Origin of the sequence: Mucilaginibacter sp. CAU 1740 (assembly GCF_039839285.1) — a bacterium.
Taxonomy (GTDB): domain Bacteria; phylum Bacteroidota; class Bacteroidia; order Sphingobacteriales; family Sphingobacteriaceae; genus Mucilaginibacter.
This window is the reverse complement of sequence record NZ_JBDOQS010000005.1, coordinates 55,890-72,282: the sequence shown is the minus strand read 5'-3', so window position 1 is coordinate 72,282 and position 16,393 is coordinate 55,890. Positions and strand designations below refer to the sequence as shown.

12 protein-coding genes are annotated in these 16,393 nt (G+C 43.4%); 10 read left to right on the top strand and 2 right to left on the bottom strand.

Translation table 11 applies throughout. From position 1 onward, the window contains the following. Positions 1–80: 80 nt before the first annotated feature. The 8 genes from AAFN85_RS12745 (at position 81) to rpiA (ending at position 10,996) form a co-directional block, all read left to right on the top strand. Complete coding sequence (locus AAFN85_RS12745; protein ID WP_347527708.1) at positions 81–1,010, top strand: hypothetical protein; 930 nt, start codon at positions 81–83, stop codon at positions 1,008–1,010. 46 nt (positions 1,011–1,056) lie between these two features. Then, on the top strand, positions 1,057–1,953 hold the full coding sequence (locus tag AAFN85_RS12740; RefSeq protein WP_347527707.1) for a hypothetical protein: 897 nt from the start codon (positions 1,057–1,059) through the stop codon (positions 1,951–1,953). Positions 1,954–2,083: 130 nt separating this feature from the next. Then, on the top strand, positions 2,084–3,013 hold the full coding sequence (locus tag AAFN85_RS12735) for a hypothetical protein (RefSeq protein ID WP_347527706.1): 930 nt from the start codon (positions 2,084–2,086) through the stop codon (positions 3,011–3,013). A 212-nt stretch (positions 3,014–3,225) separates the two neighbouring features. Further along, positions 3,226–4,242: a DUF5050 domain-containing protein gene (locus tag AAFN85_RS12730; RefSeq protein ID WP_347527705.1), complete on the top strand. Its 1,017-nt coding sequence runs from the start codon at positions 3,226–3,228 to the stop codon at positions 4,240–4,242. Between the two features lie 287 nt (positions 4,243–4,529). Then, positions 4,530–5,252, top strand: coding sequence for an Error-prone repair protein ImuA (locus AAFN85_RS12725; protein WP_347527704.1), 723 nt, complete (start codon positions 4,530–4,532; stop codon positions 5,250–5,252). A gap of 6 nt (positions 5,253–5,258) precedes the next feature. Further along, positions 5,259–6,758 (top strand): DNA polymerase Y family protein, encoded by a 1,500-nt coding sequence (locus AAFN85_RS12720; RefSeq protein WP_347527703.1) that lies wholly within the window; start codon positions 5,259–5,261, stop codon positions 6,756–6,758. A gap of 6 nt (positions 6,759–6,764) precedes the next feature. Further along, positions 6,765–9,998 (top strand): error-prone DNA polymerase, encoded by a 3,234-nt coding sequence (locus AAFN85_RS12715; protein ID WP_347527702.1) that lies wholly within the window; start codon positions 6,765–6,767, stop codon positions 9,996–9,998. Between the two features lie 308 nt (positions 9,999–10,306). Continuing rightward, a complete protein-coding gene (gene rpiA, locus AAFN85_RS12710; protein ID WP_347527701.1) occupies positions 10,307–10,996 on the top strand; it encodes a ribose 5-phosphate isomerase A in 690 nt (229 codons plus the stop codon). A gap of 189 nt (positions 10,997–11,185) precedes the next feature. Here the strand turns inward: rpiA and AAFN85_RS12705 are convergent, their stop codons facing one another. Then, a complete protein-coding gene (locus tag AAFN85_RS12705) occupies positions 11,186–12,529 on the bottom strand; it encodes a deoxyguanosinetriphosphate triphosphohydrolase (RefSeq protein WP_347527700.1) in 1,344 nt (447 codons plus the stop codon). Positions 12,530–12,807: 278 nt separating this feature from the next. Then, on the bottom strand, positions 12,808–14,418 hold the full coding sequence (locus tag AAFN85_RS12700) for a Na+/H+ antiporter (protein ID WP_347527699.1): 1,611 nt from the start codon (positions 14,416–14,418) through the stop codon (positions 12,808–12,810). Positions 14,419–14,683: 265 nt separating this feature from the next. On the opposite strand from AAFN85_RS12700, the gene AAFN85_RS12695 reads away from it, so the two are divergent. Together AAFN85_RS12695 and AAFN85_RS12690 are read left to right on the top strand one after the other, a co-directional pair. Then, positions 14,684–15,082 (top strand): hypothetical protein, encoded by a 399-nt coding sequence (locus AAFN85_RS12695; RefSeq protein ID WP_347527698.1) that lies wholly within the window; start codon positions 14,684–14,686, stop codon positions 15,080–15,082. Between the two features lie 120 nt (positions 15,083–15,202). Next, positions 15,203–16,348 carry an efflux RND transporter periplasmic adaptor subunit gene (locus AAFN85_RS12690; protein WP_347527697.1) on the top strand — a complete coding sequence of 382 codons (1,146 nt, stop codon included), beginning with the start codon at positions 15,203–15,205 and terminating at the stop codon, positions 16,346–16,348. Positions 16,349–16,393: the final 45 nt, after the last annotated feature.

Here is a 16,393-nt window from a genome sequence, read left to right as displayed (position 1 = left end):
GTTACTTAACTCTCTTAAGTCTCCAAACACCAGATACTTTATCATTCCAAATTTTTATTTACACGGAGGTATCTGAGCAAATGAGCTATAACTTATCAAATCAATGCCCTAACTGTGGTGCCGGGATAGAACGAACAAACAACGATGCATTTAAATGCACTTATTGCGGCAGCACATTCGATTTAAGTTCTACGCCCAAAGATCCCTACCGCCCCGAACCGGTAAATAATAATGATGACGAAGCAAAAAAAAGACACCAGGATTCGTTAAGCAACAGAGAACAGGAAAATCAGTCAGGTCAATCGGATGAGGCAAAAGGCACAGGCATTGCATTGTTTTTCTTTTTTGCTTTATTGATAATAACAATTGTTATTATAGCAAATCACCACGGCGATAGCAGCAGTTCACCTTATGCCGATTCGTTAGCTATAGATACATCAACTAAGGCTGCCCAAACCGATAGTTTAAAATCCGACACCAGTGCCCCCGATCATACAAACGCAGGTTTAATCAGGCAACTATCACAAATAAACGTAGATAAGGTAACTTTTGCCAAACTTTACAAAGCAGCCCGTAAAAAGCGCGACCAGTTTTCGGGCAGTACCTATATTTATGATAGGTCATCCCCTCAATATGTAAACTATAATGCCATATACGCTTATATCGATAAAATAAGCGTGGGAAGTTCGCTCCGATTTAGCATTCAATATACTGCAGATGATTGGTTGTTTATAAAAAGCGTCACCTTTAATGCCGATGGTGAAAATTTTGATTACCAACCAACATTTCAAACAGATAATGGCAATGGAGCGATATGGGAATGGAGCGACCAGGAACTGGATGATTCATACCTGCCAATGTTGATTAAGATATCTTCCGCAAAAAAAGTACGGGTCAAGTACAATGGCGATAAGTACTATAAAATCGTAACCGTTACTCCCCTACAGAAAGCAGCGGTAAAAAAGGAATTGCAAATTTATAAAGGATTGCTTTTGGGGTATGATAAATAAAAACCGTTCAAGCTAAACTTAAAAAAGAACTATCGCGCCTCATCAAATGAACAATAATATACCAAGTAAATGTGTCAATTGCGGTGCAGGATTAGTACCTGCAGGAAATAATTCGCTTAAATGTTCCTACTGTGGCAGCCTGGTTAATTTAAACTCCCCGGTTGGAGAAACACATAGTGCCGAAAGCGCAATTCCTGATAATAATAACACTGATGCCAATACTCCTGCTTCATCAGCTACTCCTCCGCCAGATGAAGCGGGATCGGGCTGCGTTGTAGTATTTGTTGTATTTGCTATTTTATTGGTAGCTGTACTGATAGGCATTGCAAACCGCCGTACTGATGAAAAAAAAGAAGCAGCTGCTGTCGATTCGTTAAATGCCGCAAAGGCAAAACAAGAACGACTGGCCGATAGCTTAGCTTTGGATAATGTTAAAAAAGACAAAATCAAAAAGCTATCGCTGATAAATGTAGATAGCCTAACATTTAAAAAACTTTATAAAGCAGCAAACAAAGACAAAGACGTTAACTATCAGACCTTTATTTACGACCAGACAAGGTTTGAAAAAGGGAATTTTGACGCGATCGATTACTATATTTATAAAGGTGAAACCGAAAGATCATTTCACCTTAAAATAGATTATACTGCCCAAGAATTGCTGTATATAAAAAGCATAACATTTAACGTAGATGGCAAAATCTATAACTACGCTCCAACCTTCAGTACTGTGGATGAGGATACTATAGCCTGGGAAAAAAGCGATGAGATAGCCGGTAATGCCGATTTGCTGATGCTTGCCCATATCGCTACCTCAAAAAAAACAACGATGCAGTATAATGGTAAAAAACGCTCTTTAATAATAACCGTCCCCCCACGCCCAAAAGCGGCACTAAAAAGGCTATTGCGAATTTATAAAGGCCTTCTTTTGGGATATGATCAATAAAACGTATTTCCATCACTTAATGTAACAACAATAAAAGCATCATATTTCAATTCTTTAAATATGAGGTTATGCCGATAGTTTATCCTCGGTCAGGCAATACCTAATTTAAATTCACACACACTCCTGTCAAATGGATAATAATATATTAAGCAAATGCCCTAACTGCGGTGCCGGGGTTGAACGTGCAAACAACAATACACTTAAATGTACCTACTGCGGCAGCAAATTTAATTTGGATACTAAAACAGAAGATGAGTATCACCCCGAGCCCCAACCAGGCTATATCAGCGAGGCCGAATTTAAAAAACGGTACATGGATTCCTTAAACCGTGGAGGCCCAAGTGTGGAGGAGCTACGTAAAAGGAGATCACGCGCCGCCGGGAAATTTGTACTGATTGTCATCTCATTTATGGTGATTGTAAATTATTTTACAAGAAATACTGATAACGATCATTCATCTGCTACCAGTTCATCAAGTGCTGATACTTCTGCACGGTCGGCAAAAAATGATACTTCAAGCCATGACAGTACTATCACCAATTCATCCAATGGTGCCAACATTAAATTACTATCATCGATAAATGTAGATAAACCAACGTTTAAAAACCTTTACAAAGCCGCACGCATAAAGCATGACCAGTTTTCGGGTAGTACCTATATTTACGATAGGTCATCGCCCCAGTATGTAAATTACAACGCCATATATGCCTATATCGATAAAGGCAGTGCGGGGAGTTCACTACGGTTCAGCATTCAATACACTGCCGATGAGTGGCTGTTTATAAAAAGCGTAACCTTCAATGCCGATGGCCAAAATTTTGACTATCAACCGATATTTAAAACCGATAACGGCAAGGGCGCGATATGGGAATGGAGCGATCAGCAACTTGACGATTCGCAGCTCCCCATGCTCATCAAAATAGCCACTTCAAAAAAGATACAGGCCAAATATAATGGCGATAAGTACTACAAAGTAGTAACCGTTACACCCCTGCAAAAAGCAGCCTTGAAAAAAGAACTTCAAATTTACAAAGGGTTGCTTTTGGGGTATGATAAATAATTTAGGCTGTTATAGTACGCTACTGAGATATAATGCTTTAACTCCTAATGTACCGGCTAAACCTTTTTACAAAACCAGTTTTGCTTATTATACCTTATTCAGGGTAGGGATTAATATTTAACAATGATGTAACTTGCGCCCCGCAAAAGGAGTTTTTTTGGTGTATCTACAGGAAAAACAACCGGCGTAATCTAAATCATATAATAACACAAATGAAAACCAACATCTTATCAAAATCAGTTTTAGGGGTATGTTTTTTAAGCAGCGCATTAACATTTAACAGCTGCACCAAATCGGACGATAACACCAATACCCCACCAAAAGGCGGAGGAACTTCAAGTACCCAGATCTATTATCGCCGAAGTGCCAACAATGCCGCTGAAGATGAATTATGGGTTGTAAACGCCAGTGGGACTAATGATCATAAGATCAATATTTCGCTACCATCCGGCTGGAAGCTTGATGACGAAGACATGGCCGAAGTATCAAAAGATGGCAAAAACCTTGCTTTTTTGGTTTTTGCCGAAAACCCGCGCAAGTACGGCATGTATACATCTACTACAGATGGAACCCATGTGCAACCTGTTTTAACACAGGGTGGCGATGGTTTAGCCTTGCAAGGTTTTATTGATCAGTCGTCGGTTTTATTTTGGCAGGCAACACCTAACTATGATTTTGAACTGTACAGGGTAAATCTTGATGGTTCAAACAAACAGAAGATCAACATTGCCCTGCCTGCGGGCGAAACTTTTGGCGATGAAGAACTTGCAAAGATCACGGCCGATGGTAAAAGCATTGTTTTTTTAACTCAAACCGCATCTAATTCAGCGCCCTCCATTTACAAATGTAACCTTGATGGCACCGGTGTAAAATTAGTACTTAATGAAGCTACAGATGCAAGCATAGCATTACAGGATTTAACCAGCGATGGTGTGGCCCTATACAGGAAACAAACAAATGATACGGATGAACTATGGTCGGTAAAGCTTGATGGTAGTGATAAACACAAAATCAATATTTCGTTACCATCTGGCCAGTTTTTACAAGATGAAGAAATGGCAAAAGCAACCAGCGATGGTAACCTGATCTTTTCAACCACCAATTCAGATGGATCGAGCCAGGCTATTTACAAATCAAAACTTGATGGCACCGGTGTAACTTTAGTAAAGCAAATTCCTACCGGAAGTTATATTGCCATACAATCGGTAAAAACAATTACTGTGAAATAAGTTAAAACCGGTTATTAATTACATTTTCAAAAACAAGGAGGCTGTCCTGAAAAAGGCAGCCTCCTTGTTTTTTGATCAATTCATCAGATCGTAACTAAACCCACATCCTGAAGCAGGACACACAGCAACCTTTCATATAAACAAAACATTAGGCTCTAAACTTTTTTTCAAAAAGATTTAAAATACTAATATTTTTAGCATTAAATTTGTAGCACGTTATTACTGAAGGGTATATTGAATACCCTGTAATAAAGGTTGTTATTGTTAATGTAAATAAGTTTTAGCCCATGCCCGATACCCGTAAAGATATCATTAGCCAGTTGCAAAAAGATATTTTGCTATGGGAAGGCTTCAGGCCGCCGACTGCAGACGAGGGGGGAACTTTTGGCCTGGGACCGATTGAAGCGGCGTTTCCTAACGGTGTTTTCCCAACGGGTAATATTCATGAATTTTTAACAGAAGATATAAGCCAGGCGGCAGCTTCGGGCGGGTTCATCGCGGGATTGCTTTCGGTGTTGATGCGTAATGGCGGGGCCTGTTTGTGGATAGGCATGGCGCAAACCGTGTTCCCTCCTGCTTTAAAAGCTTTTGGTGTGCAGCCCCACCGGGTAATATTTATCAACCTGATGCACGAACATGATGTACTATGGGCCATGGAAGAAGCACTGAAATGCAGCGGACTGGCAGCTGTGATTGGCGAGGTACGAGCTATAGATTTTAAACAATCGCGCCGTTTACAGCTGGCTGTAGAACAAAGCAGGGTAACAGGTTTTATTCTGCGCGATGCCGGACAGCTGGGTAACACAGCATGCACCGCACGTTGGCGTGTCACCTCCCTGCCAAGCGAACCGGTAGATGATTTACCAGGCCTCGGCCACCCGCGCTGGCAGGTAGACCTTTTACGTGTACGTAACGGCAAACCCGGTAGCTGGGTAATGGAATGGGCTAATGAACAGTTTATTACGCACCCGGCCATTCAGCATCATGAAACTTTAACACAAGCGGGGTAATGGGTTATGCAAAAGCGTTTTATGTGCATATGGTTCAGGCATTTGCTTACCGATTGGGTTACTATCCGTAAACCCGATTTAAAGGATACGGCTTTGGTTATCGCAGCGCCCGAACGTGGCCGCATGATCATAACTGCCGCGAACCAATTAGCCGAGCAACAGGGGATTTATAAAGGAACTACCGTAGCCGATGCCCGCGCGGCCTCATCCGGTTTAGAAGTACTGGATGATGAACCCGGTAAAGCCGCCAAACTATTGCGCCTGCTGGGCTTACGCTGCATCCGCTACACCCCCATCGTAGCTATCGATCTGCCCGATGGGCTTATCCTCGATATTTCGGGATGCGCCCATTTGTGGGGCGGCGAACGGGAGTATCTCAAAGAGATAATCCTCAAACTAAGGGCTAAAGGTTTTGATGCCCGCGGAGCCATTGCAGATACAATTGGTGCGGCCTGGGCTGTAGCCCGTTTCGGCAAGGTAAGCCCTATTATTGCAGCAGGCATGCAGGCTGCTGCTATTACCGCCCTCTCCCCTGAAGCATTGCGCCTGGAAGCGGATGTATTGGAACGCCTCAAGAAATTAGGGTTCCGCACTATAGGTAGTTTTATGTCGATGCCCGGCTCGGTACTGCGCAGGCGTTTTGGCAATGGAATACTGGTGAGGCTAAGGCAGGCTTTGGATTTTGAAAAAGAAGTGATCACGCCGCTAATTCCGCCTGTACCCTACCAGGAACGCCTTCCCTGCATGGAGCCTATCAAAACGGCTACAGGTATTGAAGTAGCTATCCAACAACTTTTAGAGCAGCTTTGCACTCGCCTGCAAAGCGAGGGCATGGGTGTGCGGAAAGCTGTATTAAAATGTTACCGGGTAGATGGTAAAATGGTGCAGGTGGGCATCAGTACTAACCGTGGCTCGCACAGCGTATCGCATTTATTTAAATTGTTCAACCTGCAAATTGATAAGATAGAGCCAGCTTTAGGTATTGAGCTTTTTATTTTAGAAGCACCCAAAGTTGAGGAGATCGATCCGGTACCGGAACAACTTTGGGCCAACCAACCCGGCCTGGAAGATACCACGCTTGCCGAATTGTTAGATAAACTGGCGGGCAAAGTTGGGCTAAACACTATCAGTCGTTATTTACCTGTTGAACATTACTGGCCCGAACGCTCGGTTAAGCAAGCCATATCTCTGCAAGAGCAACCGCCAACCTCGTGGCGCACCGACAGGCAACGTCCTGTACGCCTTTTATCCCGGCCCGAAAAAGTTGAGGTAATGGCCCTCATACCCGATTATCCCCCTAAAATATTTGTGTACCGCGGCAAACGCCACACTATACAAAGGGCCGATGGCCCCGAACGCATTGAACGCGAATGGTGGCTTGATCAGGGCGACCACCGCGATTATTATACCGTTGAAGACACCGATGGTTGCCGCTACTGGTTGTTCAGATCGGGTCATTATGATAACGAAGGTGTAGAATGGTTTATTCATGGATTTTTTGCCTGACGAATTATGGAATACGCGGAATTACAGGTAACATCCAATTTTAGCTTTTTACGGGGCGGTTCGCATCCCGAAGAGTTGGTAGCGCATGCCATCCAACTCGGCTATACGGCCGTTGCCATAACAGATCGTAATACGCTGGCGGGTATTGTGCGGGCGCATTTGGTGGCTAAAAAAGCCAAGTACGATGATGGAACCCCAAAAATCAAATTTATCCCCGCCTGTCGCCTCGATCTGTTAGATGGCCCAAGTTTGCTGGCTTACCCTACCGATAGGGATGCATATGGGCGGCTTTCCGCTCTACTTACTAAAGGTAACCTGCGTGCTGAAAAAGGCGAATGCCATTTATACAAAGCTGATGTTTATGAGCACCAGGAAGGCATTATTTTTATCATTGTACCGCCCGATACTTTGAATAGCAACTTTGATTTTGACGATGATTTTAAAACCAACGTTGCTGAATACCGAAACTTTTTAGGCCGGAACCTTTACATGGCTGCCACGCGTTATTACAATGGAGATGATGCTAAGCGATTAAAACGCCTCTCGCGCTTAGGCGTGCCTTTAGCCGCCACCAACGATGTGCATTACCACGAAGCTGCCCGCCGCGAATTGCAGGATGTATTGACCTGTGTGCGCGAAAAATGTACCATCCATACAGCAGGCTTCAAACTTCACCATAATGCCGAACGCTTTCTAAAACCGGTTGAAGAACTCGGTCGCTTGCTGCGCGATTATCCCGAAGCAATACCAAATTCACTTCACATTGCTGCTTCCTGCAATTTCTCGCTCGACACCCTCAAATACATCGAACCGGAAGAAAAAAACTACGATGGCCTAACGCCTATAGAGCGCCTCAGCAAGTTTACCTGGCAGGGTGCCCACGAGCGCTACCCTACAGGTATCCCCGATAAGGTTTCTGATCAGCTTGACTTTGAACTGGCCTTTATAGAACGGCGTAAACTGGCACCATACTTTTTGCGGGTGTACAAATATACCCGTAAAGCATATGAACTGGGCATATTGTACCAGGGCCGGGGTTCGGCAGCTAACTCAACGGTTTGTTATTGCTTGTCTATTACAGCTGTGGATCCGATGGAATCAAGGCTGCTATTTTCCCGCTTCATGTCCGACGCCCGGGACGAATGGCCGGATATTGATGTGGATTTTGAGCACGAGCGCCGCGAAGAGATCATCCAATATATTTATGAAGATTATGGCCGCGACCGGGCTGCCATTGTAGCCACCGTAACGCAGGAGCGACATAAAGGAGCTATCCGTGATATAGGCAAAGCCATGGGCTTATCCGACGATACCATCAAACGCATCGGCGGCACCATCTGGAGTTTCAGCGAGGAAGGTTTTGACGAAAAACGCTTACGCGATCAGGGCCTAAACCCGCAGGAACCAATGCTGTTTAAAGTATTGGAGTTAACCTCGCTGCTTATCGGCTTTCCTCGCCAATTAGGCCAGCATACAGGAGGCTTTGTAATAACCGATGGCAAACTATCTGACTTATGCCCTGTAATGAATGCCCGCATGGAAAATCGCACCTGTTTGGAGTGGAATAAAGATGACCTGGAAGCATTGGGCATTTTGAAGGTGGATGTGCTGGGCTTAGGCATGTTAACCATGATCCGTAAAGCTTTTGATATGGCTGATAAGCATTACGGAAAGAAATTCACATTAGCCAATATTCCGCAAAAAGATGAAGAAGTTTACGAAATGATAAGCCGGGCGGATACTATCGGCGTTTTCCAGATAGAGAGTCGGGCGCAAATGTCAATGCTTCCACGGTTAAGGCCAAAGGAATTTTATGATCTGGTGATAGAAGTGGCCATTGTTAGGCCGGGGCCAATCCAGGGAGATATGGTTCATCCTTATTTAAGAAGACGGGATAACATCGAAACCCCTACTTATCCATCACCAGAATTAGAAGAAATTTTAAAAAGAACTTTAGGCGTTCCTTTATTTCAGGAACAAGCTATGGAAATAGCAATAAAAGCAGCCGGATTTTCTCCATCGGAAGCAGATGAATTGCGAAGAAGCATGGCTACCTTTAAAGCGGTAGGTAAAGTGAGCAATTTCAGGCAAAAGCTGGTTGACGGCATGGTAGCAAGGGGTTATGAAGAAGATTTTGCCCACAGGATATTTAAACAGCTGGAAGGTTTTGGAAGTTATGGTTTCCCTGAAAGCCACGCGGCTTCATTCGCGTTGCTGGTTTACATATCCTCGTACTTAAAATATTATTATCCTGATGTTTTTTGCGCGGCATTACTCAACAGCCAGCCCATGGGTTTTTACCAACCTGCGCAAATTGTACGTGATGCCCGCGATCATGATGTTACTGTTTTGCCTGTGGATGTAAATTACTCTTATTGGGATAATGTACTGGAAGAAAAGACAGGAAACTATTTCGCCGTTCGGTTAGGCTTTAGGGAGGTTAAAGGTTTAAAGGAGGATGAAATGCTGCTACTGGTTAATTCCCGCATTAAACCTTACCAATATATTGATGAACTACGGGCTATTGGAATATCTGAAACCGCGCTCGAAAATCTCACAGATGCCGATGCATTCCGATCATTAGGAGCCGACCGTCGCAAGGCGCTTTGGGAAGTATCCGCTTTGGGTGATCGGCCAATAGAATTATTTAACGGTCAACCCTCCGAAACCAGTAAAGAGATCCAGGTATCGCTCCCACTCATGACGGAGGGCGAGCACGTGGTACAAGATTATGCATCTACCGGCCTCTCGCTCAAAAACCACCCGGTGGCCTTGGTACGCGAAAAGCTCAATCAACTTCGTAACACCCAAATCGGCAACCTGAAACAAATGACGGACGGCGATTTTGTAAGGGTTACCGGTTTGATCACTGTGCGCCAACGACCCGGCACTGCCAAGGGCATGCTGTTCATGACCATTGAAGATGAAACCGGTGCAGCCAACCTGGTAGTGTGGGATAAGATGTTTGATCGTTACCGTAAAGAGATCATTCAATCGCGCCTGTTTATGGCCGAGGGTAAATTGCAAATTGAGCGGGAAGTGATCCATGTGGTAGTACGCAAGTGCTTTAATGTAACGCCCCTGCTTCGCGATCTTACCGAAGTTACTCCCGAACAGTTGTCGCTTTTGCCGGAAGCTTATCCTAATCAAACCATAGCGCCACCATCATATCCGGCAAAAAAAGTAACAGAAAATGTACCGGCTGCGGGAGTGTTTCATAAGGGAAGGAATTTCAAATAAATCATCAATGTAGAGACGCATAATTGCGTCTCCCGCATGCAATTTACGGTGGCAAGAGAACTTGCAAGGCCGCTTGTCCTATGGGAGACGCATGTGATGCGTCTCTACAAAAAATGAAAAAATATTAAAATGTTTTCAGTTCTCATTCGTCTGCATTAATAAGAGACAATAAAACAGGCGATCATCTACCAATCAAAATATCAAATAACATGAACACACAAATAAAATCAGCCAGCCAACCTTGGGAAGGCATCGACGACTAAAAAATAATGACCGGATATTAACGGGGCTTGCAGTATCTTAGCCGCATGACGGATCATAAACTGGAAGCAGCAAAAGCGGCATCAACCTTAATTAGTTCTGGCCAAACTATTGGTTTAGGAGCAGGCAGCACCATAGCACATTTGGTTAATATTATAGCTCAAAACCCGGAGCTTGCCTCATCGCTGATATTTACTTCTTCATCGTTCAAAACAACCCAACTGCTCAGCAAGCATGGTTTAAGGATCCAATCACCAGCCCTGCTCAATCAATTAGATATTTACTTTGATGGCTGCGACCAGTTCGACAGCGAGTTAAACGCATTGAAAAGCGGCGGAGGTATCCATACTACCGAGAAGATATTAGCCTCGATGGCTAAAGAATTTATTATTCTTGGTGACGATGCCAAATTCGAACATCAGCTTAATGAAACTTACCCTCTGGTTATCGAGATTCTGCCACAGGCTTTGCAAATAGTTCTTTTTAAATTAAAGGAACTTTTTCCATCAGCAACGCTTACCCAACGTATAAGCACCCAAAAAGATTGTGCCCTGATATCAGATAATGGCAATATGCTGGTTGATGTACAGTTCACCGAGTTGCCGCCCCCTGCACAACTAAACACGCTTGTTAAAATGATACCGGGTGTTGTGGAGCATTCGCTGTTTTATCAACTGGCAACAAAAGCGATCATTTCGGGCGAAAATGGAATCCGTACTATTACACCTAAGCGGTAAATTGAATTGTGTTTTTGCGTGTTATATAATTCATTGTCGTTGGTTTTAACCAACGGAATACAGAGCCACAACAAAGGAGCTTTAGCCAAAATACCACTTGCTTAGTTGGGCTAAAGCCCGGAAACTATTAAAATTTCCACCATTGGTTAAAACCAACGGCAATGAATAATTTTATGGTCAGTGAATTTCTTAACTCATCGAAGGGAATGAAATCCCCTTGATTTTCCTGAATAACTCAACCGCATACAGATCGGTCATCCCCGAAACAAAATCAAGGATGCTTTGGATCTTCGAGTAATCATCAGTCGCCGTGGTGAGGAACTGCTTAGGGATCAGCTCGATCAGCTTTTGGTGATACTTTGAATTATTTTTCAGGTAAGCAGGTACAAACTCTTCCAGCAAGCCACCCATCACTTTGTAACCAGCCACTTCTTTTTGTACCACTGAACTATAGTTGTAGATCTTTTTTATCGATACTTTTTCAATAGCTTTCATAGCTGCCACAAAATCGTCCTCTATCCTATCTATCAAAGCCGAATTAAAATCGCCGTTTAATATCTGCTCCTGTTCACTATAAAACAAATTTGAGCATTGCGTTACCAAAGTATTGATCGCTATTGCCCTCAAATAACCAACTTTAGCATCTGTATCCTCAATTTCGGCCAGGCGCTCGTTCATTCTCGGGATCTTACACAATGGCATTAACAAATCTTCTACTTCCTGGTACGAGAGTATTTTTAGGCGATGGGCATCTTCCAGGTCGACGACGTTGTAGCAGATATCATCGGCAGCCTCGACCAGGTACACCAAAGGGTGCCTTTTGTAAACAGGCTCATCGCCCTCTACTTTAATTAGGCCAAGATCATTAGCTATCTTTTCAAAATCCTGTTGTTCTGACGCGAAGAAGCCATATTTTTTGGTGTAGATATTCTTTTTGTTGTGCCCTGCTACAGATGAGCACGGATATTTGGCTATAGAAGCCATTGTTGAATAGGTTAAGGCCAAACTGCCTTTACCTTTGCCTGCAAACTGGTGGGTTAGGATGCGCAAAGCGTTGGCATTACCTTCAAAATGAGTTAGATCCTCCCATTGCTGAACTGTAACCGTGTCCTTATAAACCTTACCATCGCCCTCAGCAAAATAATGGGAAATGGCAGATTCGCCGGAATGGCCAAATGCCGGGTTGCCCAAATCATGCGCCAGGCAGGCCGCGGCTATCATATTCCCTATCTCGCTGATGAGTGGATATTTTTGCTCTACTTCGGCATCTTCTTTCAGCATCCTGTTAAAATGCATCCGGCCTAATGAGCGGCCAACGCTGGCTACTTCCAAACTATGGGTAAGGCGGTTATGCACAAACACGCTGCCCGGCAAAGGGAAAACCTGGGTTTTGTTCTGTAGCCTCCTAAAGGGGGATGAAAATATTATCCGGTCGTAATCCCGCTGAAACTCCGAGCGCGCATCAATATGATCGGCTATGTATTTATGTTCGTAACCCCAGCGTTTGGCCGATAATAGTTGATCCCAGTTCATTGATGGCATATGATGTATAGGCGGCAAAACTAACTATTTTGTGGGATAAATAAACTTTCCATTAGGAGGCGAGGCTTACATAATAACATTACATATGAGGCTTCCCAAACTGCACTGAGGTGCAAAAGCTTTGTAGGAATTAAATAAGATATTTTTGTGTGCCAGAGGTACACAACGCCGATGTTCCGTACCTCTGGCACGGCTAATCAAGCTAAATATATTTTACTACAAAGCTGTTCTCCCCCTGGGAGATTCCCTTAACCGAACGACATTGAGGCTTACCCTATCTCAAAATGCTGGCGAAACTTCTCCTCCTCCAGGTCAAGCAGTTCCAACTGGTGCCTGATGATCTCATCGCTTATGTTTTCTTTTTTATTGAGGGTTAACAATAGCTGCCTTTGCTGCGCCATTACATCATCCATTATCATGCGGTAATCATGATAAAATTTATCGGCGCGTTGTTCGCTGCAATCTTTTTCCCAATCTTTCAGCAACTCCATATCAGCACTAAGCCGCAACTGAAGTGCTTTGATCATATTATTGTTAGCCAGATGATTGGCATACTTATCATCAAGTAATTGTAAAGCCAGTTTGGATAGTTTTTTCCTAACCATTTGCCGTTGCTGCTCGGCCGAAACGGTGAAATCAGGATCGGGCATATTCACCAACCTGACCACCAATGGCAAAGTTAATCCCTGTACAACCAACGTAACCATAATAACCGAAAAGGTAATAAAAAGGATCATATTACGCTGCGGAAATGCCGCTCCTGAAGGCAATAACTCGGGGATACTTAAAGCCGCTGCGAGGGATACTACGCCACGCATCCCTGCCCAACCTAACATCAGCGGCCCCTTCCAGCCGGGGTTAGGGTCGGCTGTGGTAATATATTTGCTAATGAATACAGTGAAGATAGACGCTCCGAAAGTACTGGCTAAGCGGGTTAATATCAGTACACCGGTAATGATCAAGCTGTAGGTAATTGCTGTAGATAATCCATCTGGCCCAAGATCTTTAATGATTACCGGAAACTCCAGTCCTATCAATATAAATACAAAGCCATTCAGCACAAAAGCGACGGCTTCCCAAACATTTACACCTTGCAAACGGCTGCGATAACTTAATATCACATGCTTTTGCGACGATAAGAAAAGTCCGCCGCTCACCACGGCCAACACGCCCGAAAAATGAAACTCTTCCGCAGCCATATACATTACATATGGCGTGATAAAAGTAAGTATGATATCGATGTTTGCGGTAGTAGGCAACCATCGATGGACGGCATAAAAGATCAAAGCCACCAATAAGCCGATAACCACGCCCATCACAATAACCAACACAAAGCTTAACGTAGCCTCGCCAAGGGCAAATTTTCCGGTAATAACAGCCGCCAGTGCAAAGCGGAACACCACTAAACTGGATGCGTCATTAAGCAAACTTTCACCCTCTACTATCGAAACAAATCTTTTAGGTACTTTAACATTTTTGAGGATAGCGCTTGCCGATACCGCATCGGGAGGTGAAATAATGCCGCCTAATAAAAACCCCAATGCTAAAGTAAAACCAGGTATTAAGCTATGTGATACAAAAGCAATAACGCATGACGTTAAAACCACTATCAAGAAAGCGAAACTCGAGATCACCCGTCGCCACTTCCAAAAATCTTTCCATGAGGTGTACCAGGCGGCTTCGTAAAGCAGTGGTGGCAGAAAGATCACAAAGATCAGATCGGGTTGAATTTCGATGCCTTTTAAAAACGGAACAAAGCCCAATGGCAAACCAACCAGTACAAGTAATATGGGATAAGCAATTTTAATTTTTTGCGCCAGCATTACCACAAAAAGGATAATAACCAGCAGGCAGGTGCATTGAATAATAAGGTGGTGCATATAGCTAAAATACAATTATTAATTAAAGCATTGGTTAGGAAGCAATCGGAACAAAAAATTGTTGCAGTATCCTGCATTTTCACTCAACAAATAATCGATTTAGTCGTTGCTATAATGAATGCAGCAATGTTTCGGAGCAAAAAATGACATTCAAATAGTTAAAATCCTAAAAAACAGGACTAAATGATGAAAATTAGTTAGTTTTATATCAAGAAAAATACAAAACAAATTGATTTGCTTCGAATAATTTAGTAATTTCGCAATCATGGCGACCATAAAAAAAATATTCTTCGTATTATTTTTTTTCCAGCTGGCAATAGCGGCTGGTGTTGCCAACGCCGAAGCGATTTTAAGCCACTACCAGAAATCAGGTAAAGCAGCCGACGCGATCTCTTTAACCCATCAGCGCATTATTGGCCAGGTTCAGGAACAGGAAGTACAAGATGATTCTCCTGATGCCGGCGGCAACGAGGCTAATCATACTCGCCATGTTATCCGTTTTTTACCCAGCCGTGTAAACTACTCTACCGCGCTTTTGCCCGGGCAACATGTTTTATTGACTGATGTTACTTCCATTGTAGAAAAACAACAAAAACAAAATAAATCCACCAAAGGATTTCTTCCGGCTTACTATAATTTTCTCTTCAGGCTCAGCCCTTTCTGATATTTTCTCTTTGATACACGTGTGTATTTTTTAGCACGAATTTAATCCCCCAACAATCATAACATGGCTTAGTGGTACGTGCAAGCGACTGCTTTGCCAATGCATTCCATCAAAAAGAAAATGAAAAATATCATTAAGTTTTTCCCAATAATGGCTGTTGCCATTTCCATATATGTCACGGGTTGCTCATCGAAAGCTAAAACCAGTGAAGAAGCAGCCGCTGCCGATACTTTACAGCTGCCCGTTTTTACTTTAAACACAAAAGATACGGTTATCCAAAAATCATACGTTGCCGATATCCAGGCGCTAAAGAATATCGAAGTACGTTCGCGCGTTCGTGGTTTCCTCGAAAAGATCTATGTTGACGAAGGTAAGCAGGTTAAAAAAGGCCAGTTACTTTTCAAATTAAACGATCAGGAATTTAAAGTTAACCTATCAAAAGCTAAAGCAGCTTTAAGTAACGCCACAGCCGATGCCAAGGCAACAGAACTTGAGGTAGTAAGGGTTAAGTTATTGGTAGATAAGAAAGTAATTTCCAAATCAGAGCTTGAAGTTGCCGAATCAAAAATGAATGCTGATAAAGCAACCATTGAAGAAGCACGCTCGATGGTGCAAAGCGCCGAAGATCAACTGGCTTACACTTATATCCATGCGCCGTTTGATGGTATCATCGATAGGATCCCACTTAAATCGGGCAGTTTGATAGATGAAGGTACCCTATTGACCAGCTTATCAGATATCAGCTCGATGTACGCTTACTTCAGTTTCCCAGAAAATGAATACCTGCAATATATCCGCAAAAAAGAATCGGCCCCTGGCCAAACAAGCGATAAAGTGAGACTGGTATTGGCAGATGGTTTGGATTTTCCTTACCAGGGCGAGATTGAAACTGTTGAAGCCGAGATCGAACAAAAAACAGGCTCCATCAATTTCAGGGCGCGTTTCCCTAACCCGAATAAGTTGTTGCGTCACGGCGCTACCGGTAAACTTTATATCTCTACCAAGGCCGATAGCGTGATCATGGTACCTCAACAATCTGTTTTTGATATCCAGGATAAAAGCTATGTTTACCTGATAGATAAGAACAACAAACTGCATATGCAGGCCTTTACGCCGCAAACCCGACTTGCAAAATATTACATTGTGAAGGATGGTTTAAAAGCAGGCGACAGGATCCTGTTTGAAGGCGCGCAGAACGTACGTGATGGTATGACCATTAAACCCCAAAAACTGGCAAAAGATTCATTACTGGCCATGGCCAAATAAGATCATTTGCCCGCTTTACTCCGGTGCATAAACATGCGCCATTGG

Coding starts and splice junctions, on each gene's coding strand:
- AAFN85_RS12745 (WP_347527708.1), top strand. CDS start 81: ATGAGCTATAACTTATCAAATCAATGCCCTAACTGTGGTGCCGGGATA.
- AAFN85_RS12695 (WP_347527698.1), top strand. CDS start 14,684: ATGGCGACCATAAAAAAAATATTCTTCGTATTATTTTTTTTCCAGCTG.
- AAFN85_RS12700 (WP_347527699.1), bottom strand. CDS start 14,418: ATGCACCACCTTATTATTCAATGCACCTGCCTGCTGGTTATTATCCTT.
- AAFN85_RS12715 (WP_347527702.1), top strand. CDS start 6,765: ATGGAATACGCGGAATTACAGGTAACATCCAATTTTAGCTTTTTACGG.
- AAFN85_RS12730 (WP_347527705.1), top strand. CDS start 3,226: ATGAAAACCAACATCTTATCAAAATCAGTTTTAGGGGTATGTTTTTTA.
- rpiA (WP_347527701.1), top strand. CDS start 10,307: ATGACGGATCATAAACTGGAAGCAGCAAAAGCGGCATCAACCTTAATT.
- AAFN85_RS12690 (WP_347527697.1), top strand. CDS start 15,203: ATGAAAAATATCATTAAGTTTTTCCCAATAATGGCTGTTGCCATTTCC.
- AAFN85_RS12720 (WP_347527703.1), top strand. CDS start 5,259: ATGCAAAAGCGTTTTATGTGCATATGGTTCAGGCATTTGCTTACCGAT.
- AAFN85_RS12725 (WP_347527704.1), top strand. CDS start 4,530: ATGCCCGATACCCGTAAAGATATCATTAGCCAGTTGCAAAAAGATATT.
- AAFN85_RS12735 (WP_347527706.1), top strand. CDS start 2,084: ATGGATAATAATATATTAAGCAAATGCCCTAACTGCGGTGCCGGGGTT.
- AAFN85_RS12740 (WP_347527707.1), top strand. CDS start 1,057: ATGAACAATAATATACCAAGTAAATGTGTCAATTGCGGTGCAGGATTA.
- AAFN85_RS12705 (WP_347527700.1), bottom strand. CDS start 12,529: ATGAACTGGGATCAACTATTATCGGCCAAACGCTGGGGTTACGAACAT.